Origin of the sequence: Fibrobacter sp. UWB5 (assembly GCF_002210295.1) — a bacterium.
Taxonomy (GTDB): domain Bacteria; phylum Fibrobacterota; class Fibrobacteria; order Fibrobacterales; family Fibrobacteraceae; genus Fibrobacter.
The window spans coordinates 170965-192460 of sequence record NZ_MWQH01000004.1; the positions used below are offsets into that span (position 1 = coordinate 170965).

Consider the following 21496-nt stretch of genomic DNA (forward strand, 5'->3'; position numbering starts at 1 on the left):
ATGCATGGACAAGGCGGGCTTGTTTTTTATTACATTTTAGGGCAACACGGAGTGCTTATGCAGGACATGGACCGAACAATTGCCAGCGGAAACACCATCAAGTTGCCCATCGCCCAGATGAGGCCCCACCTGATCGTGCTGTACCCGCAACACCTATTCAAGCAGATTCCCCTGGAAAAAGGGACTGTGGTGCTGGGCCGTGGGCAAGATGCGGACATCCGCCTGGATGACGAACTGGTAAGCCGCAGGCACTGCGCCTTGACTTTTGACGGCGTCGATGTCACCGTCAAGGACCTGGGTAGCACCAACGGCACCTTTGTCGACGGCTCCCCCGTAAGCGACAGCAAGCTCGAGGACCACAACCGCCTGCAAATTGGCAAGATGGTCCTGAAAATCGACTTCAAGGATGCAAGCGAAGAAGCTTTTGACCGCGAGCTGTACGAAGCCGCGACCATGGATCCGCTCACCAAGATCAGCAACCGCCGTACATTTATAGACCGAAGCCTCGGCGAACTGGCCCTGGCCCGCCGCAACAACTATTACGTTCACGCCATCATGGTCGACGCCGACCACTTCAAGCGCGTGAACGACACCTGGGGTCACCAGTGCGGCGACATGGTGCTTAAAGAAATCGCCCGCATTCTCAAAGAAGAAAAGCGTGAATCCGACCTGCTCGCCCGTTACGGCGGCGAAGAATTCGTGCTGCTTTTGGGCGGAATCGGGCCCGAAGACGCCAAAAAGAGCGCCGAACGCCTGCGTTCGGCAGTGGAAAGCCACCGTTTTTCATGGAAAGACACGATTATCCCGGTAACGATTTCCTTGGGGCTTGCTAGCCGTCAGGGCGAAAATATCGGCAAAATCGAGGATTTGATTGCCGAATGCGACCGCCTGCTCTACGTCGCCAAAGAAGGCGGCCGCAATCAGGTAGCCTTTTAAATTGTAAAGAAAATTTCTAAATTGGGCGCCGAAATGTCAAGTTTGAATTCCGAGCGCCTTAATTCCTTTGGTTCTGCAAGTATCCCGAAACTGGTCTTGCAGTTCTCGGTCCCCGCGATTATCAGCATGCTGGTAAACGCCCTCTACAACGTAGTGGACCGTTTCTTTGTGGGCCAGGGTGTGGGCAGTCTCGGCATTGCAGGCATTACGCTCTGTTTTCCGATTTTCCTGTTCATGATGGCCATGTCCATGATGGTGGGCGTGGGCGGCAACACGCTTTTCGCCATCCGCCTCGGGCAAAAGAAGTACATCCAGGCAAGCATCATTCTGAACAACTCCTTTTCGCTGTTAATCCTGATGGCGATTGGAGCATTCACGCTGGGCGAAATCTTCATGGAGCCCCTGCTAAAGTTGTTCGGTGCAAGCGAGCAAACCTTGCCTGTGGCCAGCAGCTACATGCGCATCATTTTGTGCGGGGCAATCTTCCAGACAATCGCCCCGGGCATGAACCACTTTATCCGTTCGATGGGGCACCCGAAAACGGCCATGTTCCGCGAAATCGCGGGTGCTGTCACGAACATCATCCTCGACTACCTCTTTATCATGAAATTCCACTGGGGTATCGAGGGTGCCGCCTGGGCAACCATCGCATCGCAGCTGGTAGCATCGGCTCTCATTACGCAGTTCTTTGTCAAGAAATCATCGCCGATCAAGATTCGCTGGCGCCATATGAAGTTGCACGCCGCCTACGTGCGTAAGATTTATATTCTCGGTTTACCGCCTTCCATGATGCAGATTTGCAACAGCCTGATGAACGCGATACTCGCCTGGAGCCTGACCACCTACGGAAACATCAGCGTCAAGACGACGGGTGCGCTTTCCGGAGGCGACATGGCAATTTCCGCTTTCGGAATCACCAACAGCATTATTTCGATTATCATTTTGCCGCTTCTCGGATTCGTTCACGGCACGCAGCCAATTATCGGCTACAACTACGGCGCACGCCTGAACAACCGCGTCAAGGCAACGCTCAAGTTCGCCTTCATTTACGCGGGCGGATTCATGTTCGTGACTTGGGGCATTCTCATGTGGCAGGCAGAAACCTTCGTTGCACCGTTCGCACCGAACGATCCTGAACTCATCAAGCTGTCGGCCTGGGCCATGCGCATTTTTGCGGCAGCCTTCTTTATGATTCCCTTCGGCATGGTGTCGGGGAACTTTTTCCAAGGTACAGGAAAAGCGTTCAGAGCTATGTTCCTGAACGCTTGTCGTCAAGTGATTTTACTTATTCCGTTCTTGCTGATACTGCCCCACTTCTTTGAACTCAAGGGCGTATTCATGGCGCAGCCCATTGCCGACACAGGTGCGGCTTTCATTGGGTTGGCCATGCTTTGGCATGAACTAAAGAAACTGCATTAACGGACATTTACGCGGCGGGTTTCGCGGGCGACCTTCACGATGTATGAACCAGGTTTGAGGTTCGGCACCACCGTTTCAGCACCAGCGAGCGCGCCCTGGCGCACCACACGTCCCTGCAAATCCATAACCGCAAACTTGGCCGGAGCCGACTGGGTCACGGTAATCGTAAGGGCCTGCGGCAGACTGTTCTTCACGGTAAAGCTTGCGCCAGCAATACGGGCAACAGGCTTGATGGCGCTGTCATCTTCGGTTCCCACACGGAAAGTCATAATCTTTGCCGATTTGCCTTCAATATTGACAAACAAGGTGTAGCGACCTGCAGGCAGATTAATCTTGGACTTGTCAACTACAGGCGACGTAAGATTCGTAAGGTCAATACCTCCGTGATAGACGCCTGGAGTAGAGAGATCCTTAAAGCCATCAACAATCGAATCCGTCAGAGAAACTCCATTGACAAGCGTGTAGGAAACCTGAGTGAACTTATGAACCGTGGAAGTGTCAATGCAAATTGTCTCCGGTTCTCCACTGATGCCGCACGGTCCAGTCATCTTTGTATAGCAGATGGCATATTCCGATTCCGCCGGCTTTTCCGCGTTCTTGGCAGACTTGATTTGAATAGCAACATCGTTCAAGGATTGCATGAACATATTCGTTCTAATCTGGAGGTTGCTCATGGTAGTACGACGGTCGCAAGCGAAAATATCTACGTCATACATATTACCATCCACAAGCGTTCCGCTCGCGCCCTTGAACGCATCAAGGCTCACGTAACCCGGAGCATCCAGGTGGACACCGCCCAAATCAATTGCAAGCTTATTGTCGATGAACGCCCAAATGTCATCGCTACCGCGAAGAGCTAAGCGAAGTCCCGGCTTGTAGGTAAACTTGGCATGTGTTTCATAGCAGAAATGATGGTTGCGTCCACCAGTTCCATCGGTTTTAACCATGGATACCCAGCGGTATTCTGATTGTATCGCCCCTTTCTGCACCTGTTTATCTGTTCCATATTCAAAGAATGGCCAACCTTCAGGAGCTGCGTCGGGGCAGCTCCAACCAAGTACGCAATTGTCCGGATACGTTTTCGGCAAATTAAAGGCCGTTTGGACAAATGCTTCGGTGGTTCCACCATCGGCAAACATGCCTTCACAGTCAAGTCCCTTGTTCCAACCTGGGCCATTGCACAACAAATCCATTACAGGAACGCCTTCCAGAGAGTCGAGTTTTCTGAGCGAAGGACCGTAGAACACCGGACCCTCGGCATCACGCTTGGTACGGGCTGCCGCAACAGGAGTTTGGTCCGGGCCGGCAAGTTTCACAGTCTCATCCGTCGTTGTTTCTACCGGGAAGAATCCACCGAGAGCCTGTGTTCCGGGAGCTATATAGTAATCGGAGCTGAATTCCCACCAACCGCCACGTTCCATGTGCAAAATAGGCATGTCGTAGCAGCTCATTTCGTTCACATTTTCAGTATAATTGAACAGCTGGTTAAAATACTTTTCGTCAATAAAGCATTTCTTGCCTTCTGCAGTCAATTTCGGTTTCTTAGTCGTCGCATCAAGCGTCGATTCCACGATTCCCGGAGTCACTCCAATACAATCGTTCACAGCCTTAACAGCTGCCGTCGTATCGACATCCTGTGCACCAAACTGGCAACCTTCACCACCGGCCGAATAGCAAGAGAATGCCGGGTGCAACTTGGCATCGGAATCGTATACAATCCAAGACAATTCATACGAACAGATACCCTCTATCGAAGTCACTTCGCTTACGTTATAATAGAAACCGTCTGCATTGGTCTTTTGTGATTCATCCGGCACAAAAAACAGAGAATCAACCATACTAAAGATCGTTTTCAAAGAAATCGGGGTTGCCGCCGAACCAGTTTCCCAGTTGCCGTTCACACCGAGCATATCTTCGCGCGTTGCATCATCATCGCGGAAAATCACCACGTTATCAGTAGCTTCATTGTCGGCAAACGTGTACTCGTACCAGCCGCACAGATATCCGTAAGCCGTCATCGGCTTACCGGTTACACCACCATCGGTACTGATCATGGGAGCCGATGCCACCCATTCTTCCATATCGGGTGGAACCAACATAAAGAAATGCTTTTGACCAGCCCATGCCGCAGAACACGCCAAAGCGGCACAAGCCATAACAGACAAACATCTTTTCATACGGACCTCCTAATTATCCAATAATGAACACGCTAAATATATATGAAAAACTTACATAACGCAAGTTATTATTTACAAAATAATCCAAAATGCAAAAAGATGTAACATCTGTTACATCTTTTCCCGTTTTATAAAAGTCCCTATTAGTACAACTTCTTCATGTCAGTCAGTTCACCGCCCTTTTCATGGAAAAGCACCAGCGAGCCACCTTCCATTTTCTTGAATATGGCCGTAAGCTTTGCAACGGCATCGGCTTCTTCGAAACCGATTTCGTTGTAGGCGGTTTCGCCAATGACAAGCCCGATATTCACCATGTCGGGAGATTTGCGGCGCAGGTAATTCAACAGGTCTTCGTCGCTATTGATGATGTCGGTCGCGGTCGGCTTTTCAAGTTCCGACGGATCGCGCGTGCTTACCAGCAACGGGTACATATTGTCGGCAACAGCCTGTTTGGAGTTCAAGTAGAAGACATTGCCCACGAACAAACTAATGGAGTCGTTCAGCACCTGGCGCACTTCGAACATAATGTCGCTTTGAGACGAAGCTTCCTGGATTTCGAGCTTGGAAGGGCCGCAGGCCATAAAGGCAAGCGAAAACGAGACAAGGGCCATAAGGGCAAGTTTCTTCATGTTTTCTCCTTTCGGCATTGCAAGGGGCAACGCCAGTATTCCGCCCTTTAATATATAATTTATTTATGTAAAATGCGCATTGCACGCTCAATGAGCTCGGGTTTTAGGTCAAAAACGCGGCTCAGGGTCTCGACACGTGCCGATTCCTCGATTTTTTCGATACGGGAACCGTTCGCATCGCGGGTAACGAGATTCCCCTTCTGGTAATAATACTGCACGCCACGCTCGCGGTCCAGGCGGTTTAGCACAGGGTACGTCATCATTTCGCGGTAAAAACTTTCGTTCCAGTGCAGTTTGAATTCTTCGACCGACACGCCCTCGACAGGATATTCGAAGCGGAGCTTCATGGGAGCTCCCGCACCGCCCGTCCACAAGGCCATGCTGTCCATTGTCGGGCGGTCCAGCCTTACCGTATTCGGGACCAGCGGGAAAAAGGCTGTTCCCGTGCCTTGCGGAGGCGGCAAGGGAATCGGGAGCGGATCAAAAATCAGGTAACCGGGGTCGAAAAGATATTCTGTCGCCGAGAGGACGCTCGTAAACTCGCTACAGACGAGAGACGAGTGAGAATCCGGATCGGGGAGAATTAGGGCGCAGTGAATGTTCTTTTCCTTGCGCTTGTGGCCCATGACGAGACGCGGATTTAGCCCCATGTCCCTGAACACCTGATACAAGTGCCATGTCATGCTAAAGCAGGTGCCGCCGCCCATCCAGGCATCTACATCATTCTGAAAACTGTCGTCCAGCTTTTGCGCGGCAGAGGAACTCCCCGTAGCTTCCAGACGGATAATCTTCGTCAGGTTCTCGTAGGTGACCTTGGACAACTTATCGCAGACGTCCTGGATTTTTTTCCACAATTCGGGCTGCATAGCGCAAATGTAGAAATTACACCAACAGCATAATGCCGTCGACGCCGAGGACAGTCACGCAGGCAACCACGGCAACGCCCACCAGCCCAAGGCCAAGGAGCGAAGCGACGACTGCCGCCACCAGGGCGCACGCACCCGAAAGCTTGCTGTCGGTCGAATAGAGAATCGCAGGCACGGTCATCGCGGCAAGCACCGTGTACGGCACATACGCCAAGAAGGATCGCCAGAAACGGCTCTTGATTTTACCCTTCAAGAGTACGAACGGCACCGCACGCAGCAAGTAGGTTACGCCTGCCATCACGAGCAGGAACAAGAAGTAATCTCTTAAGTGCATGATTCCTCCTCGTCTTTAACCGGGAAGAATGCCGCACCCAAAAGCGAAGCTACGAGTGCACAAATAATAATCGCAAAGCCGACCGTCACACCGCTCAGCGCAGGAACGTACTTGAACGCAAGGCTGCAAGCAATTGCAATCAACACGGCGACCAAAGTCGGGCGGTGCGCCTTCATTTGCGGCACCACGATAGCCACAAACATTCCGTACAAGGCAACGCCTAAAGCATTCGTCACAACGCCAGGCAAAATTTCGCCACAAATGGCACCGCACAAAGTACCCGAAGACCAGCCAATATACGGGAGAACCATGAGGCCAGCAAAATAACGCGCCGTCACAGGTTCACTCTGGCTTACAGCAAGCGCATAGATTTCGTCGGTGATTCCCGTTGCCAGCATCAGGCGCTTGAAGGTGCCGAAAGACGGCGCCACCTTTTGCGACAAAGAAATCGCCATCAGACTATAACGCAAATTGATAAAAAACGTGGCAATCGCCATCTCGATAAAAGTACCCGCGGCTTCGGACATGATCTGCAATCCTGCAAACTGCCCCGCCGAGGTCAAGTTCGTCATCGAAATAAAGGTGACCAGCGGCCAAGAAAGCAACTTGGAGCCGGCAATTCCGAACGAGAAGGACACGGCAAAGTAGCCGAGCCCAATCGGAAGTCCGTCTTTTACACCATTTGAAAATTTCATGGGCGCAAATATAGAAAAACTTTAAGGCAAAATTATGCAGATATATAAATTTATGCATACAAAACAGAAACCCCGCCATAAGGCGGGGCTTCAACACTACAGGAGTCTAATTACTTGATCGAAATCTGGCGGGTCAAGCTATTGGAGCCCGAACGCACACGCACGATGTAGTTGCCCTGACGAAGCATGTCGAGTGCGACAGAGCCGCTCACCTGCTTAAAGCCAACAACCGGTCGGCCCTGCATATCGAACACATTGACATCGGCCAGAGTTGCACCGCCCACATGGAGCACGCGACCTTCGACAGAAAGCAAGATCGAATTCGACACAGGCGCCATCACGGTTGTGGTATTTTCAACCGTGAGCTTGATTTCATACTTTTCGCCATTGAGTTCAATAGTTTCGCTGTAGGAACCGGGCTGAATGTAACTCGGTACAGAACCCGAAATCGTCACCTGGTTGCCCGACTGTTCCATCTTCAAGAAGTGGAGATTCCAACTCTTGCGGACGTAAGAGACGACATCATTGAAGGTAACCATTTCAAAGTCACCGCCCTGGACAACCTGCTGAATCAATTCACCCACCACAATGACTGCGGGTACTGCAGACGAACTGCTCGGCACCTCTTCGGAACTTGAAGAAACAAGCACCTCAGAGCTAGAGGATTCTACACTAGACGAACTTTCTACAACCGCTTCGCTGCTGCTAGATTCTACGGAGCTGCTGCTTACGACAGACGATGCGCTAGAGCTAGACTCCATCGGTTCTTCGGAACTGGAGCTGGATTCAGCGCTAGAGCTAGATTCGACACTGCTGTTCGACGATTCCGGTTCAGAGCTAGAAGATTCTACGCTGGAAGAACTTTCCAACACCTCTTCGCTACTGCTGGATTCTTCGGAGCTGCTGGAATCTTCAACACTAGAGCTAGAGATTTCTTCACTAGAAGAAGATGCTTCGCTAGAACTAGATTCGACAGAGCTTGAAGAAACGTCTTCGGAGCTGGAGGATTCGACACTGGAAGAACTTTCCACCACCACTTCACTGCTGCTAGATTCTTCGCTAGAACTAGATTCAACAGAACTGGAAGACGGCGTTTCAGAACTAGAGGACACAACCTCAGAGCTGGAAGACAGAATAGAACTTGAGGACGCGACAGAGCTAGAAGATACGATGCTGGAAGAAGAAGCAACGCTTGAAGACGAAGCGACAGAGCTCGAAGAAACTACAGAGCTGCTAGACGCCTCACTCGACGAGGACTGAATGGAACTAGACGACGCAGGCGTTGCAGCGCAGGCCTTGTAGGAGCTCGGATTCGAAGCAAGATAGCCCTTCACCATTCTACCCGAGTCCGTATAGCCAAGGTTTCCAGCGGAGCTTCCACCACTGAATGCAGCAGAGCCTTCGCTAATTCTTGATGCAGACCAGTTTGCCCACGAAAGCTTATTATTGTTCATCCATTGTTGCCAAGGGCTATTCGAGCCCTCATTAGGAGTGCCTTTTCCATCAGCAGTTCCAGTGCCCCATTCGGTAACGAAAACAGAGAGGCCCTTTTGCATAGCCTTATCCGCATTACCACCTTCTGTATACACAGAATGGCTCCCCGCATAATAATGGAAGGTATAAGCAACGTTAGAGTCATCAATGGGAGTCACCACATTCGGATATTGATCGTAATAGGGGGTACCCACAACAATCAGGTTATCGGAATACTTACGGATAGCCTTAACAACATTTTCCGCATAGTTTTTGATCGACGGCCAATATGAAGACGCGGAGCCTTCACCCCAACTGCCAATCGGTTCGTTGTAAATCTCAAAAATCACATTGTCGTAGCCGCCATAAGTTTGCGCAGCCCAACCAAAAAAGTCAACGGCTTTACTCTTTTGATTCTCATTTTCAGCCTGATGAGAATGCCAGTCGATAATCACATAGATATCATTCTTGACAGCCGCCTCTACCACGGCTTTCAACATTTTCTTTTGATTTTCAGCTGCACCTGTCAGATAGCCCCTACCATAATCCCACGATTCGCTAATACCCATAGCAAAGCGGACGATTTCAATTTTCATCTCCTTCACCATCGTATTGATTGCTGTCTCCGTATAAAAATCCGTAGCGGAGGCATCTGCAGAACTCCAATAAAGGCTCATGCCCTTGACCTGGACTTCGTTTCCAGATGTACTATAAGTCGGACAAGAGCCATAAATACGGCCATGACCATTCGAGTTCTTGCCGGTCTGCAACTGACCGTACTGGCTCACCGGACCCACACGAGTCGGAGCCACTGCGAATGAGGTAGAAATAAGACCTGCAGCGAGCACACTCAAGCCAAGCATTTTTGCACTAAATCTGATTGCCATATATCCTCTGATACACCAATTTTCGCAACCAAATTTAGATTATTAGGCCTTATTTTACACGTGATTTCTCGCACATAACAAATTGATAATGTTTACGCATGTAGACTAATCACCGCAAATGCGGCACAACAAGTTCCGCAAAAAAAAGAAGCCCGGCTTTTAGGCCAGGCAACTAGAAAGCGAGATGTCGCGAAACGAATTAGTTTTCGTTGTTGTGCATTTCCATCTGTTCGCGGTCCATCGTGTGCTGCAAGTATTCCTTGAAGTCACGGTCGATGTTCACGCCATCGAGGTCGAGGTCATCGTTTTCCAACACGAACACGGCGCTCGGGTTATCGAGCCAGCCGACCACGTCCACCTGATCGAGTTTCATGGACTTGTCGCCTGCAGCCTGTGCAACGTATTCAATCTTAGACTTCTGTACCCAACCCTGTCCGCAAGGACCCTTCACGAGCACTTCAGTTTCGCCATCCTTAAGGATCGTAAGTTCATCATTGAAACCAGCCGTGCAAACAACGGAACCGCCATCTTTTTCCTTGGTCAGGTCCACGTCACCGATCTTGGATTTCACCTTCTTGCCAGCAGCGAAAGAAACGCTAACCATGAGAGCAAGAGCAATTAAGAGCACCTTTTTCATATCTTTCCTCAGAAACAGGTTAAAAACTTGACAATGCAAGTACGAATATACCTTTTATTTTTGACTTTCGTCACAATTTCTTTTAAATTTTTGCGATATGAAGAAGATTTTACTTATTTTGGCCATCATTTTGGCACTTTTGGGCACTTTTTTGACCGCAAACCTCAAGTCCAGGATGGGTGCAACGGCTGAAAACGCCCAAACAGCCCTCATCGAGGTCCCCAAAGGGAGCTCCCCCTCTAAAGTTTTCCAGATCCTAAAACAGAATGGAATTTGGAGCGACGACCTCGCCTTCCGGTTGACCATGAAAAGGTTGAACCCGAGCCTCAAGGCCGGTTGGTTCGAAATTCCCGCAGGCCTCACGCTGCCACAGGTACTCGCCATTATCGAAAGCGGCAAGGTCGCCGTACGCCGCGTGACCATTCCCGAGGGTCGCGCCTCGTGGGAAATCCCGGCCTATATAAAGAAGGCCTACCCCGACTTTGACGAGAACCGCTGGAACAAGCTCGTCCAAGACCCGAAGTTCGCCCGCTCGCTCGGAGTCGAGGCCAACTCCCTGGAAGGCTACCTGCTCCCCGACACCTACCCCTTCCCGATTGACGCCGACGAAGAGACCATCCTGAAGCACATGGTGGCCGCGAACCTCAAGGTCCGCGACGAAATGGAAAAGCGCCCGGGCTCCATGTGGAAGACCCTCGGCAGCTGGCACAAGGTGCTCACGCTTGCAAGCGTGGTCGAAGAAGAAACCGGCATTCCCGAAGAACGCCCGCTGATTGCAGGGGTGTTCCACAACCGCCTGCGCATTGGCATGCCGCTCGGGGCAGACCCCACGGTGCGGTTCATTTTCAGGAACCTGACCGGCCCAATTTACAAGAGCCAGCTGAACAGCAACAGCCCCTACAACACCCGCAAATTCAAGGGACTCATGCCGGGTCCGATTTCGAACCCGGGCCGCAAGGCAATTGAAGCTGCGCTGTTCCCGGCCACGACCGACGCCCTTTACTTTGTTGCAAAAGACGACGGTTCCATGACGCATTTCTTTAGCTCCAACTTGGCCGACCACAACAAGTATAAGGACGTTGCCGCCAAGAACCGTGGGGAGTAAAATCCGGCAAAGTCACCCTAAAAAGTGATTCATCCGATACAGTTGTATACAGAAATAATTTCAAAACCCTAGCCTTTAGGTTGGGGCTTTTCTAACATTGGCGCCGTATGCAGGTGCAAGTCAAGGACCGTTCCCTATTAAGCCTTTCGTGGCCGCTGTTCATTACCTTCGGCATCGCCACGTGCCAGCCCATGATGGACAGCTGGTTCCTGTCGCGTACGTCGGAATCGGCAGCGGCGGGCGTGGGGGCATTAATGCCCGTGCTGGGCGCGCTCTTTATGGCCATCAACGCATTCGCCCAGGCAGGGGCGAGCATCGCCTCGCAATTCATTGGGGCAGAACGCCCCAGGCAAGCAGGCACCACCCAGACTATGGTGTTGTTGGGTAGCTTCTTGTTAGGCATTGCAATCACGCTGGTTATAATCCCCCTAAACAACCAGATTGTAAGCTGGATGGGGCTTACCGGCGATGCCGCCCACCACGCCCGCGACTTCTTGCATATCGTCTCTATCGGTTTTGCGTTCCGTGCCCTGCAATCCACCCTCACGTCCTTGATCGCGACCCACGGTCTTACCGTATGGAACCTGTTCGGAAACATCATCACGATTATTTCGAACGCCATCATGAACGTGATCTTCTTGAACGGATACCTCGGGTTCCCGCAGATGGGCGTGAAGGGCGTAGCGCTTGCCACCATGCTTTCGTGGCTGATTGCCGCAAGCATCCTGTTCGTCATCTTGCGCGTCAAAGTCCACCATAAGATTCGCCGTACCGACTTCAAGCGTTCCCGCGTGATTCTGCCGGACTGGATCCGCATCGGATTCCCCGCCGCCGTCGAGCCCGTGAGCTTCCAGATTTTCCAGGTGGTGCTGACAGCCATCGTGGTGCACTTGGGCATTATCGCCATGACCGCCCGCATCTTCAGTGCGAATTTCGCCATGCTCGCCGTCATCTTGAGCGTGGGCCTGAGCAGCGGAAACCAGATTCTCGTGGCCCACCTCGTAGGCGCCCACGACTTCGACAAGGCGAACCGCCGGCTCCACCAGAGCCTGATCGCCGGAAGCGCAAGCGGACTCGTTGTGGCGATTATTGTGGCCTTCTTTGGCACCCAGTTGCTTTCGTTCTACACCAGCGACCCCGAAGTCATTCGCCTCGGCAGGCTCTGCCTGTGGTGCGACGTGATTCTGCAACCGTTCAAGGCCGCGAACATGGTCATCACCTCGGCCCTCCGCGCCTCAGGTGATTCCAAGTTCCCCGCCATCGTAGGCTCGGCCATGATGTGGACCTGCGGCCTGGGCACCGCCCTCCTGCTCGCCTTCGGCCTCAACCTCGGCCTCGTGGGCATCTGGCTCGGCATGGCCTCCGACGAATTCTACCGCTCCATTGTCAACTACATCCGTTGGCGCGGCGGTAAGTGGAAACAATACGGCGTGGTTTGATCCCAAATGCCGCAAATTCAAGTTTTAAGCCACTTTTTATCACGCTTTTTTGCTCGCCCCTTTTATTTGGGGCGTTTTCATTGTATATTGTAGCTATGATTTTTTCGTTCAAGCATAAGGTGATGTTCTTGTTGTGCGCAGCAGCTTTCTGCTGGTCGCAGGATTTGGACAAACCCGTGAACGATGTTGAAGTGTTCCGCCCCGAAAAGCGCGACACCAAAGTGCAGTTGGTCGATTCGACCAAGAGCAATTCCGTCACCTTGAACGTGGACATCTTTGCCGACGGAATTGTCGGGTCGTACTACATTCTGTGGGACGACGTCGACCTTTCCGAAGACATCAAGAAACAGATGACCACCCGCGACTTCGCCCGCGACGAATTCTTTATGCAGAACATCGACCGCGAACAGTTCGAACAGGAACGTTTGCTGCAACTCTTCGAAGACAAGAAGAAGCAATACTTCGCCATCTTCCCCGAAGAAGCCTTGAAGATGATCGAAGACGCGCAAAAAGACCAATAAATGTTCTCCAAAGAAAGAACCTTTAACGACTGGAAGCTAAGCGGATTCGGAAACGCACCCGCCATTCTTTTTGACAGCATTGAAAGCACTCACAGTTTAATGAAGGCGCGCGCCTCAGCCGGCGAAATCGAGCCTGGCACCTTGTTTGTCGCCGACACGCAAACAGCAGGGCGTGGCCGTCATGAACGCACCTGGGCATCCCCCTCTGGGTTAAACCTTTACTTTAACATCCTGATTCCGCTAGACGGAATCCCGCTTGCATCGGCTCCGCAAGTCACGCAGGTCGCGGCCCTCACCTTTGCCGAAGTTTTCAAGAGCCTGCAAGACGAATCCAACGCACAAGGACTCGGAAACCAACGCGTCGGAAAAATCACAGTCAAGTGGCCCAACGACATTCTTTGCGGCAAAAGCAAGTTCTGCGGAATTTTGGCGGAGATTGTATACGCACCGTCTGCATCAGGGGCGCCGAAACCAGCGGTCAGCATGGGTGTGGGAATCAACGTCAACAGCAGTCCGCTCGATTACGCGTACTTGGGCCGCCCCGTCACGACGCTCAAAGACATTTGCGGTCAAAAGATCAATCGCGAAAAGCTCTTGCAAATGCTTATCGCAAACCTCGAGCGTGCCATCGGACAATTCCGCGCTTTCGGCATTCGCCCGTGGGTTGCCGCCTGGAAACGCATGGACCAGTTCATCGGCGCACGCGGCACCATCGTAGTCAACAACCACTGCACCGACCAAAACCGCGACAGCGGCGCAGGCGCTATCAAAAAAACAGGCACCATCCTCGACATGCAAGAAGACGGAAGCCTGTTATTCAAATGCGACGACGGCACCACCGAAACCGTATTCAGCGCCGACCTAGAGATTTAGAGAAAGACTATTTTCTTTTCGTCTTGTAGAACAAGCTGCCCACAAGCGAAACGGCAAGCACCACGATCATCGCCGTAAGGCCCATGTCGGCGAGGTTCTTGTACTCGCCCACATGCCCCGACTCAATGAGCATAATAATGATCAGCGCAATGACGGCTGCGGTAGCGCCCATGCGGTCAAACATCTTGATTTTATCTTCGATGGTGAAGGGCTTCTTGAACGGACCGTTAGTAAAGGGCATTGACATCGCCTCCCAAGCAAATCCACACGATGAGCCCCGCCATCACGAGTACGCTAATGGCGACGTTCGCCAAAAAGAAATCGCGGTTCATGGCATCGAGGTCATCGGATTTGCGAAATAAATGGATGTAGAGGATTGCGGCAGTCATTAGGCCCGTTACCACCCACCAAGGGATTCCCATGCCCCAGAACACGCCGAAAACCACACACAAGGCAAGCATGGCGACATGGCTCCAGAAAGCGATTTGCAAGGCGCGTTTGCGGCCAAAACGGGCAGGCACCGAATGCAGTCCCATCTGGCGGTCTATTTCTTCGTCCTGGGTCGCATAAATAATATCGAAGCCGCCCATCCAGAGCATCAGAATCACGAGTAAGAAAATCGGGAACACGGCAAACTCGCCGCGAATGGCAATCCAGGCGCCCAGCGGGCTCATGCCGATCGCAAAGCCCAGGAACCAATGGCAAAGCCAGCTAAAGCGTTTCCAGTAAGAATACGAAAGCAACAGGAGCCACACGGGTAATGCAAGCAAGCCGGCGAGCGGTTGTAACAGCGCCGCGAACAGCACGAACAGCACACCGTTCACGGCAAGGAAGGCGATCACCGACGCCTTGCTCAGGCGCCCTGCAGGCAGATGACGCTTTGCAGTACGCGGGTTCTTGGCGTCGATATCGGCATCGGCAATGCGATTGAAACTCATGGCGCTGTTACGGGCGGTCACCATACAGCCCACAATAAGCGCAATCATCTTGACCGCCTCCGCGGCAGCCATGCCGCGGAAACCGCCCGCCGCGACCCACATGGAGCCAATCGCAAAAGGCATCGCGAAAAGCGAATGACTAAAGCGCACCATGTGCCCGAATTCAAGAACCTTTTTAAGCATACCTATTTCTTTTTCGCTCTCACCTTGGCCAAGTGCTTCACAGAAGGAGTCTTCTGTTTTGTCGCCTTAGGAATCGAAATTCCCTTCCATGGCTTCACGATGTCGGCGGCATCCCTCATCGCACCCAAATGCATCAGGATTTTTGCGACCACCGTATCGACCAATTCTTCAATGGACTTCGGGTGATCATAAAAATGCGGCGATGCCGGAATCACGATCCCGCCCTGGCGAGTCAAACGGGTCATGTTGTCCAAGTGGATCAAGTTGTAAGGAGTCTCGCGCGGCACCACAATCAAGGGGCGGCGTTCCTTGAGGCAGACATCGGCAGCGCGAATCAACAGGTTGTCCGACGTTCCGCCGGCAATGCGGCCAATTGTTCCCATGGAACAAGGCACCACAACCATGCCGGCATAGTCGGCAGAGCCGCTGGCGCATTCGGCAAAGAAGTTTTTCACGTCGGGAGCTTCGTCCACGTAATCGAACAATTCGTCCTGGCCTTCGTAGGCCACCACGCCCCTGCCCGGCGGCGTCACCAAAGCTGTCACATGGTGCCCCAAGCGTTTCAAATGCATCGCGGTCCTTGTCGCATAAATGGCGCCGCTCGCACCGGTTACCCCCAAAATGAACCTCATGTCCGTCTCCTCAGTAATACGCGGTACGCTACGCCGAAAAAGCAAGGCTTCACGTGCACCAATTCAAAGCCGTTTGACTCCGCCAACTTGACAAAGTCCGCCACCGGCAAAAAACGGAGCACCGAATTCACCAAGTATTCGTAAGCTTCCCGCTTGCTAAAAAAGGCCCCCAGCACCGGAATAAAAAGCGGTGCAAGTCTCTTATAGAAAAACTTGTTGAATGCGTTTCTCGGCGAAAAGAATTCCAACACCTGCAGGTATCCCCCATTCGAGAGCACGCGGGCTGATTCCTTCAAGCCGCCTTCGGCATCGGGCAAGTTACGCATTCCAAATCCGTTCAGAACCACATCGAACGAGGCGTCGCCAAAAGGCATTTTCATGGCATCGAGCTGCACGGGGATAGCCGTCATCGTCTTCCCTGCAGCGCCCTTCAGCATTCCATAAGAAAAATCGCCCAAAACGGCGATATCGGGCTTGCCATTGAATTTTTCGTAAGTAACCGCAAAATCGCCCGTGCCTCCGCACAAATCCAAGAGACGTTTGCCGGGCTTTACCTTTTTCAGTTCGCGACAGCAACTGCGGCGCCACAAAATGTCCTGAAAGCAACTGAGCGTATGATTTAAAAAATCATAGCGACTGGCAATCTCGTCGAACATCTTGCGCACAGGGCTTATCATGGCGCCAAATATAGAAAAAGGAGCCTAGGCTTCAAGCCACAGGCTCCTTTCCAAATGCTTACAAATTGCAACTACTTGAAGGATGCCGTAATAGACAGGCCTTCTGCAACCGTCGCAACACACGTTTCCGGCGTGCCAGCCACAGGTTCGCAACCCGTCCATCCACCGAATACGGAACCGGCTTCGGGAACGGCCGTCAGCACCATTGCGTTTCCAGCAAAGAACTTGGCCTTATAATTTGCACTCGGCAGCGTCATGCCATCCATAACGATGGAGCCCTTGCCGTTGGCGGTAATCGAGACCGAAGTCATGCTTCCGACACCAAATTCTTCCTGAATTTCAGACAGGAACTTGCCATCGCGTTCTTCTGCCCAGGGGCCAAGCCTTTCGCCATATGCATCGAAGCTATGTGCATACTGGCCTCTTCTTTCCTTATAGGCTTCCACGTCCATATCCCTAGCAACGTCTTCGGAATTCAGCATGCCGGCAAGGAACTTAGCCTTTGCCTTGACGTTTTCTGCGTTCAAGTAAGACTGCAGCATCACGGCGGCATGGTTGAGGAAGAGTCGCTTGAAATTGGGGTTTTCGACCAACTTCGTGTAAAGCACATGGAAGCAATGGGCCTTGTCGCCAGTGAATTCCTTGCTGCTGCTGGTATGGCATTTAGCACCATCATCACCGCGGCCACCCTGCTTAACCCACTTGAACATATTCGTGCCATCGCTAAAGCCAGACACGCCCCATTCCCAGTCAAAGCCATGGTCAAGGTCATAGATCATGAACTTCCAGAGCGGAGATTCCGGAGACTTCCAGACGCGCACGTTATTGTTCGGCCAGTCACCGTTATGAACGTACATTTCGGCAAGCATGTAATTGGCAAAGTTGCCCATATCCATAAGCTGCGTCATGTAGGTATAGGCATCATTGTCCGTAGCAAAATCGTGTGCAGCGGCATATTCCAGCATGGCAAGGTATTCGTCAGGAGTACCGTTGCTTGCTTCGACGTTTACACCCAAATGCTTGAGGAACGTGACCGACGAAGCATCGATACCGTAATTCGTTTCTACAAAGTTCTTGTTGAAACGTTCACGCATATCGTGAATGCCATAATACTTACCATTGTAGAACACCACCACCTGGCGGCTACGCTGGTAATCCACGCCACTACCTTCAAGAATAGCGCCACCAACGGCATCGGCAAAGTAGTCGCTCACAAAACGGTTACCATTGTTACGCAGGTTAAAGCCCTTGTACTTGTCATTCACACCCTTGCGAGTTTCGAACAACGGGTAGTCTTTCAACCACGTTCCACCATATTCTTCGCGCATCACGATAGCGACGGACTTCTTGCGTTCCATGCGGCTCCAGCCACCCATCAAGGAAATGCCGCCATCGGCTTCCCAGGCTTTACCCTTGCTGCTTCTGCCCTTTTCGTAGTATTCCACGTGAACCGGGAGTTCGCCAGAGTCATTCGGATAAGATTCGTTCGGAGCGTACATCTGATCGTGTTTCATATCAGGTTCGCCACCATTCGTCTTCTTGTAATACTTTTCAAAGAAGCTCGGATCCACGCTCACAGCCACCACAGGCATGTTGGCCGTTTCATCGATAAAGTAGGTGTTGGTCGTGATGTCCTTCGTAAGGAGCCCGTCCTTGAATGCGGCGCAGCGGAGAACCGTGGTCGTTTCAATCTTCATGTCCGATTCGAACTTTTCGGAATTCTTGGTCGGAACAGAGCCGTCCTTGGTGCAACGCACGGACACGCCTTCCGGAACGTTCGGCTTGTTCAAGGTCACAGAACCATTGTAGAATCCACCGCCATGTTCACCGAAGCTGATAGAAGGAGAAACACCTTCATAGCCATCGGACACATTGTTCGGCTGTTCGGGAGTCGGCTTTTCAAAGAACTTCCAGGCACCGCCATCGATAATGCCCCAGCTCATGCCAGCGCTAAGTGCCGGGTACTGGACCGAGTCGCGGATAGAATAATACTGGTCAATCAGGTAGACCGTTCCACCATCCTTATTCAATTTCCAGTTGGTATGGGTACGCGACTTATACACGGTCGTGTCTGCAGAGGGTGCCACAGCGTTCACGTCGTTCTTGTCGCAGAATACGGTACGGAAAGAGTGCGGAGCAATCAGTTCATCGCCAAAGACCCACTTGCGCGGCTTTTCCAAGTTTTCAACAAGCGCATAGCCCATGAGGTTAGCAGCGACATCACCGGCATTGTAGATTTCAATCCAACCCGGATCATCACCGTTTTCATCGAGCCAGTCCAAATTCACCGGAGAAATTTCGGTAATCACCAGAGAAGAGTTACCCACCCAACGAACCGTCGTATCGGCCGGAACATAGATAATCCTATCTTCGTACACAGTGTCGCCAGAGACCGGGTCAATCGTACGAACAGTTTCCTTCTGCCCGGGGGTTTCTACAATTTGAGTAATCGTATCGCCGGTAATCGAATCAACCTTTTTCACCGTATCAATCTTTACAGGAGGATCGTCATTTGCACGGCTATGCGATGCAGAGTCGTCGTTACAGGCAACCAAGCCCGAAAAAACCAAACTTAGTCCGCCCATCAAAGCAAGACTATTTACTTTGTTGAATATGTACACACTGCTATCCTATTAAAAACGTTTCCCAGGAAATCCCACTTTCCAGGGCCATATTCTTTAGCACCCAGATACTAAATTTAGAAGATTATTCAAAAAAAAGGGAAAAATATCAGTAATATTCTATTTACCCTTGACAAGTATCACATAGTGTTCTATATTTGGCCTACCAAGTCGGCGCTGTAGCTCAGTTGGTAGAGCAGCGGACTGAAAATCCGCGTGTCGTCAGTTCAACTCTGACCGGTGCCACGAAAAAAAGACCTCGATTTTGAGGTCTTTTTTAATTTTTGTTTTCAAACGCGCAGCAAAAGCGCAGTGTGTTTAGAAAAATTTAATCGGAATTGCGGCGATAAAGGCTGTAAATCTCGTCCCAGTGTTCCATCAGCACGTCCACGAGTTCCGGCTGGAACTGGGCGCCACGCTGTTTCAGGAATTCTTCCTTGACCTTTTCTTCGGGCCAGGGCTGCTTGTAGCAACGCGGGCTAGAAAGGGCATCCAGAACGTCGGCAACGGAACAAATGCGGCCTGCCAGGGGGATTTCTTCGCCGGCGATCCCTCTCGGGTAGCCGCGGCCATCCCAGCGTTCGTGATGGGAACGGGAAATCTCAGCAGCAAAGCGAAGCAACTGGCGCTTGGAATTGTGGAGCATGTTGTAGCCGATTTCGGAATGCGTCTTCATAATGGCGTATTCGTCGTCCGTAAAGCGGCCGGGCTTGTTCAAAATGGCATCGGGAATGCCGACCTTGCCCAAATCGTGCATCGGAGCGGCCAGGCGGATTCGTTCCACTTCGACTTCCGGGAGTCCCAGGAACTTCGCCAGCATGTAAGAAATCTCGGCGACACGTTGGATGTGGTCGCCCGTTTCCTGGCTGCGGTATTCCGAAACTTCACCCAGAATGTGGATGATTTCGCGCTGGGTCGCTTCCAGTTCCATGTTCAACATGGCGGATTCGACCGTCTTTGCAGAATAGACAGCCGTAAGGCTCAGGCGTTCCAAGTCCTGTATCGAGAATACGGCGGCTTCGCCCTGTTCGTTGGTTCCCTGCTTGTTGATCGCCTGGAACACACCCATCACGTTGCCGGCCGAATTCATGAGCGGAACGGTCATTACAGACGTTGTTCGATAATGCGTCTTTTCGTCAGATCGACGGTCGAACCTCGGGTCTTGGTAGGCATCCTTGATCAAGAGCGGTTCGCCCGTCTTGACAGAATAGCCCACAAAGCCAGCGTCATGCGGAATGCGAAGTTCGCTCACGCCATGTGCGACCTTGGTCCATAATTCGCCACGATCGTTATCGACAAGCCACAGGGAGCAGCGGTCCGCCGCCACAATGGAGCGTCCCAAATCAGCCATCAGAATAAGCAAGCCGTCCATCTTTCGCTCTGCCGCAATCTTCGGCATGTAAGCGAACAACAGCTCCAGTATCCTTTGGGATTCTACAACCTGTCTTTCGTCCAGTTCCGTCATACTATGTAAAATTTAGATAAACCTTGTATTATTCTCAACTATGCTTGACAGAATTAGACGAATTTTTCTATCCTTGGGAAGCCTTGGAGGAATAGGCTAATTGGTAAGTCAGCGGTCTTGAAAACCGCCGCCGTAAGGCTTGGGGGTTCGAGTCCCTCTTCCTCCGCGAAAAAGCTTCCTCTGGGGAGCTTTTTTTATTGTCCTCCCCCTCATTTCACATTACACATTCCACATCTATTTAACGTCCCACTCCATCCGGTTGTCGGCGACAAAATCGGCAACAGCCGAGGCAGGCTCGTCGTAAAGCAATGTGCACACCTTGACCGGGAGCGGGAAATCCCGCCCGAAAGCAGCTAGGCATGCCGAAGTGGTCGCCCCCGTCGTAAAGACATCGTCTACAATGATAACCGTCCCCGATGAAGGAGGCTTTTTCAACACGCAGCCGAACGCAAACGCCACATTGCGCTCTCGTTCTTCCTTGGAAAGTTTCGTCTGCGAAACCACAAATGTCTTTCGCTTCAACCATCGGCAAACTTTACCGCCCAGGGCAAGCGAAAGCGCCACCGAAATCTTTTCGGCCTGGTTGTAGCCACGTTCCCTATACCTGGCCCTGTGGAGCGGTACAGGAACAAAGTAAAGCGGCTTCGGAAACAGGGACATTTCCTCGCGCACCAGCCCACACCGAACCGACGCCGAATGCTTGACCAAATACGTTGCCATTCCGGAAATTCCCCTATACTTGAGCGCATGCACCAGACGCCGCGTCAAAGGTCGCATGGGGTACAAACTATAGGTATCCGGCCCGGGAGTCACGTCTATGGTCGATTCACGTTCCAGTTCCTTGACACACTCCGGGCAAAGCCATGGGTCCAAGGTTCCCGAAGGGCTTCCGCACCCCAAGCACTCGGCCCCAAAAACAAAACGTTCCACATTTTCTATCCAGCGCATATAGACTCCTCGGAGCCCAGGCAAAGGGCCCTCTTTATCTA

The 21496-nt window shown here is 51.9% G+C and carries 20 protein-coding genes and 2 tRNA genes; 8 read left to right on the forward strand and 14 right to left on the reverse strand.

The genetic code is table 11. The features are described 5' to 3' along the window. The first annotated feature begins 66 nt into the window (after positions 1–66). Positions 67–936, forward strand: a complete 870-nt coding sequence (locus B7989_RS07905; protein WP_233144314.1) for a GGDEF domain-containing protein — start codon at positions 67–69, stop codon at positions 934–936. 33 nt (positions 937–969) lie between these two features. Beyond that, entirely contained in the window at positions 970–2355 is a 1386-nt protein-coding gene (locus B7989_RS07910) for an MATE family efflux transporter (RefSeq protein WP_088628066.1), read from the forward strand. Here B7989_RS07910 and B7989_RS07915 read toward each other — a convergent pair. The 7 genes from B7989_RS07915 to B7989_RS07945 form a co-directional block, all read right to left on the reverse strand. Next, positions 2352–4532, reverse strand: coding sequence for a fibro-slime domain-containing protein (locus B7989_RS07915; protein ID WP_088627989.1), 2181 nt, complete (start codon positions 4530–4532; stop codon positions 2352–2354). The genes B7989_RS07910 and B7989_RS07915 overlap by 4 nt on opposite strands. 143 nt (positions 4533–4675) lie before the next feature. Continuing rightward, a complete protein-coding gene (locus B7989_RS07920) occupies positions 4676–5161 on the reverse strand; it encodes a hypothetical protein (RefSeq protein ID WP_088628067.1) in 486 nt (161 codons plus the stop codon). Positions 5162–5220: 59 nt separating this feature from the next. Next, positions 5221–6027, reverse strand: coding sequence for a hypothetical protein (locus B7989_RS07925; RefSeq protein WP_088627990.1), 807 nt, complete (start codon positions 6025–6027; stop codon positions 5221–5223). A gap of 16 nt (positions 6028–6043) precedes the next feature. Further along, positions 6044–6361, reverse strand: a complete 318-nt coding sequence (locus tag B7989_RS07930; protein WP_088627991.1) for an AzlD domain-containing protein — start codon at positions 6359–6361, stop codon at positions 6044–6046. Then, a complete protein-coding gene (locus B7989_RS07935; RefSeq protein WP_088627992.1) occupies positions 6352–7056 on the reverse strand; it encodes an AzlC family ABC transporter permease in 705 nt (234 codons plus the stop codon). The genes B7989_RS07930 and B7989_RS07935 overlap by 10 nt, the downstream gene beginning before the upstream one ends. Positions 7057–7166: 110 nt before the next feature. Beyond that, the gene (locus tag B7989_RS07940; protein WP_088627993.1) at positions 7167–9416 is read right to left on the reverse strand and encodes a cellulase family glycosylhydrolase; all 2250 of its coding nucleotides are present in this window, start codon (positions 9414–9416) and stop codon (positions 7167–7169) included. Between the two features lie 199 nt (positions 9417–9615). Continuing rightward, complete coding sequence (locus tag B7989_RS07945) at positions 9616–10053, reverse strand: hypothetical protein (protein WP_088627994.1); 438 nt, start codon at positions 10051–10053, stop codon at positions 9616–9618. A 97-nt stretch (positions 10054–10150) separates the two neighbouring features. Between B7989_RS07945 and mltG the strand changes: the two genes are divergently transcribed. The 4 genes from mltG to B7989_RS07965 all read left to right on the forward strand — a co-directional run bounded on the left by mltG (position 10151) and on the right by B7989_RS07965 (position 13991). Continuing rightward, a complete protein-coding gene (mltG, locus tag B7989_RS07950) occupies positions 10151–11158 on the forward strand; it encodes an endolytic transglycosylase MltG (RefSeq protein WP_088627995.1) in 1008 nt (335 codons plus the stop codon). 107 nt (positions 11159–11265) lie between these two features. Then, a complete protein-coding gene (locus B7989_RS07955; protein WP_088627996.1) occupies positions 11266–12597 on the forward strand; it encodes an MATE family efflux transporter in 1332 nt (443 codons plus the stop codon). Positions 12598–12692: 95 nt separating this feature from the next. Beyond that, on the forward strand, positions 12693–13118 hold the full coding sequence (locus B7989_RS07960; RefSeq protein ID WP_088627997.1) for a hypothetical protein: 426 nt from the start codon (positions 12693–12695) through the stop codon (positions 13116–13118). Continuing rightward, complete coding sequence (locus B7989_RS07965; RefSeq protein ID WP_088627998.1) at positions 13119–13991, forward strand: biotin--[acetyl-CoA-carboxylase] ligase; 873 nt, start codon at positions 13119–13121, stop codon at positions 13989–13991. A gap of 7 nt (positions 13992–13998) precedes the next feature. On the opposite strand, the gene B7989_RS07970 is transcribed toward B7989_RS07965, so the two are convergent. The 5 genes from B7989_RS07970 to B7989_RS07990 all read right to left on the reverse strand — a co-directional run bounded on the left by B7989_RS07970 (position 13999) and on the right by B7989_RS07990 (position 19006). Then, positions 13999–14232 (reverse strand): hypothetical protein, encoded by a 234-nt coding sequence (locus tag B7989_RS07970; RefSeq protein ID WP_088627999.1) that lies wholly within the window; start codon positions 14230–14232, stop codon positions 13999–14001. Continuing rightward, entirely contained in the window at positions 14219–15112 is an 894-nt protein-coding gene (locus tag B7989_RS07975; protein ID WP_088628000.1) for a 4-hydroxybenzoate octaprenyltransferase, read from the reverse strand. The genes B7989_RS07970 and B7989_RS07975 overlap by 14 nt, the downstream gene beginning before the upstream one ends. A gap of 2 nt (positions 15113–15114) precedes the next feature. Then, on the reverse strand, positions 15115–15744 hold the full coding sequence (locus tag B7989_RS07980; RefSeq protein ID WP_088628001.1) for a UbiX family flavin prenyltransferase: 630 nt from the start codon (positions 15742–15744) through the stop codon (positions 15115–15117). Continuing rightward, a complete protein-coding gene (locus B7989_RS07985) occupies positions 15741–16421 on the reverse strand; it encodes a ubiquinone/menaquinone biosynthesis methyltransferase (protein ID WP_088628002.1) in 681 nt (226 codons plus the stop codon). The genes B7989_RS07980 and B7989_RS07985 overlap by 4 nt, the downstream gene beginning before the upstream one ends. A 71-nt stretch (positions 16422–16492) precedes the next feature. Then, positions 16493–19006: a CotH kinase family protein gene (locus B7989_RS07990; RefSeq protein ID WP_088628003.1), complete on the reverse strand. Its 2514-nt coding sequence runs from the start codon at positions 19004–19006 to the stop codon at positions 16493–16495. A gap of 209 nt (positions 19007–19215) precedes the next feature. Here B7989_RS07990 and B7989_RS07995 point away from each other — a divergent pair. Then, a tRNA-Phe gene (locus B7989_RS07995) sits at positions 19216–19288 on the forward strand. A gap of 82 nt (positions 19289–19370) precedes the next feature. On the opposite strand, the gene B7989_RS08000 is transcribed toward B7989_RS07995, so the two are convergent. Further along, positions 19371–20507 carry an HD domain-containing phosphohydrolase gene (locus tag B7989_RS08000; RefSeq protein WP_088628004.1) on the reverse strand — a complete coding sequence of 379 codons (1137 nt, stop codon included), beginning with the start codon at positions 20505–20507 and terminating at the stop codon, positions 19371–19373. Positions 20508–20592: 85 nt separating this feature from the next. Here B7989_RS08000 and B7989_RS08005 point away from each other — a divergent pair. Next, a tRNA-Ser gene (locus tag B7989_RS08005) sits at positions 20593–20673 on the forward strand. A 68-nt stretch (positions 20674–20741) separates the two neighbouring features. Here the strand turns inward: B7989_RS08005 and B7989_RS08010 are convergent. After that, positions 20742–21455 (reverse strand): ComF family protein, encoded by a 714-nt coding sequence (locus tag B7989_RS08010; RefSeq protein ID WP_088628005.1) that lies wholly within the window; start codon positions 21453–21455, stop codon positions 20742–20744. Positions 21456–21496 lie beyond the last annotated feature (41 nt).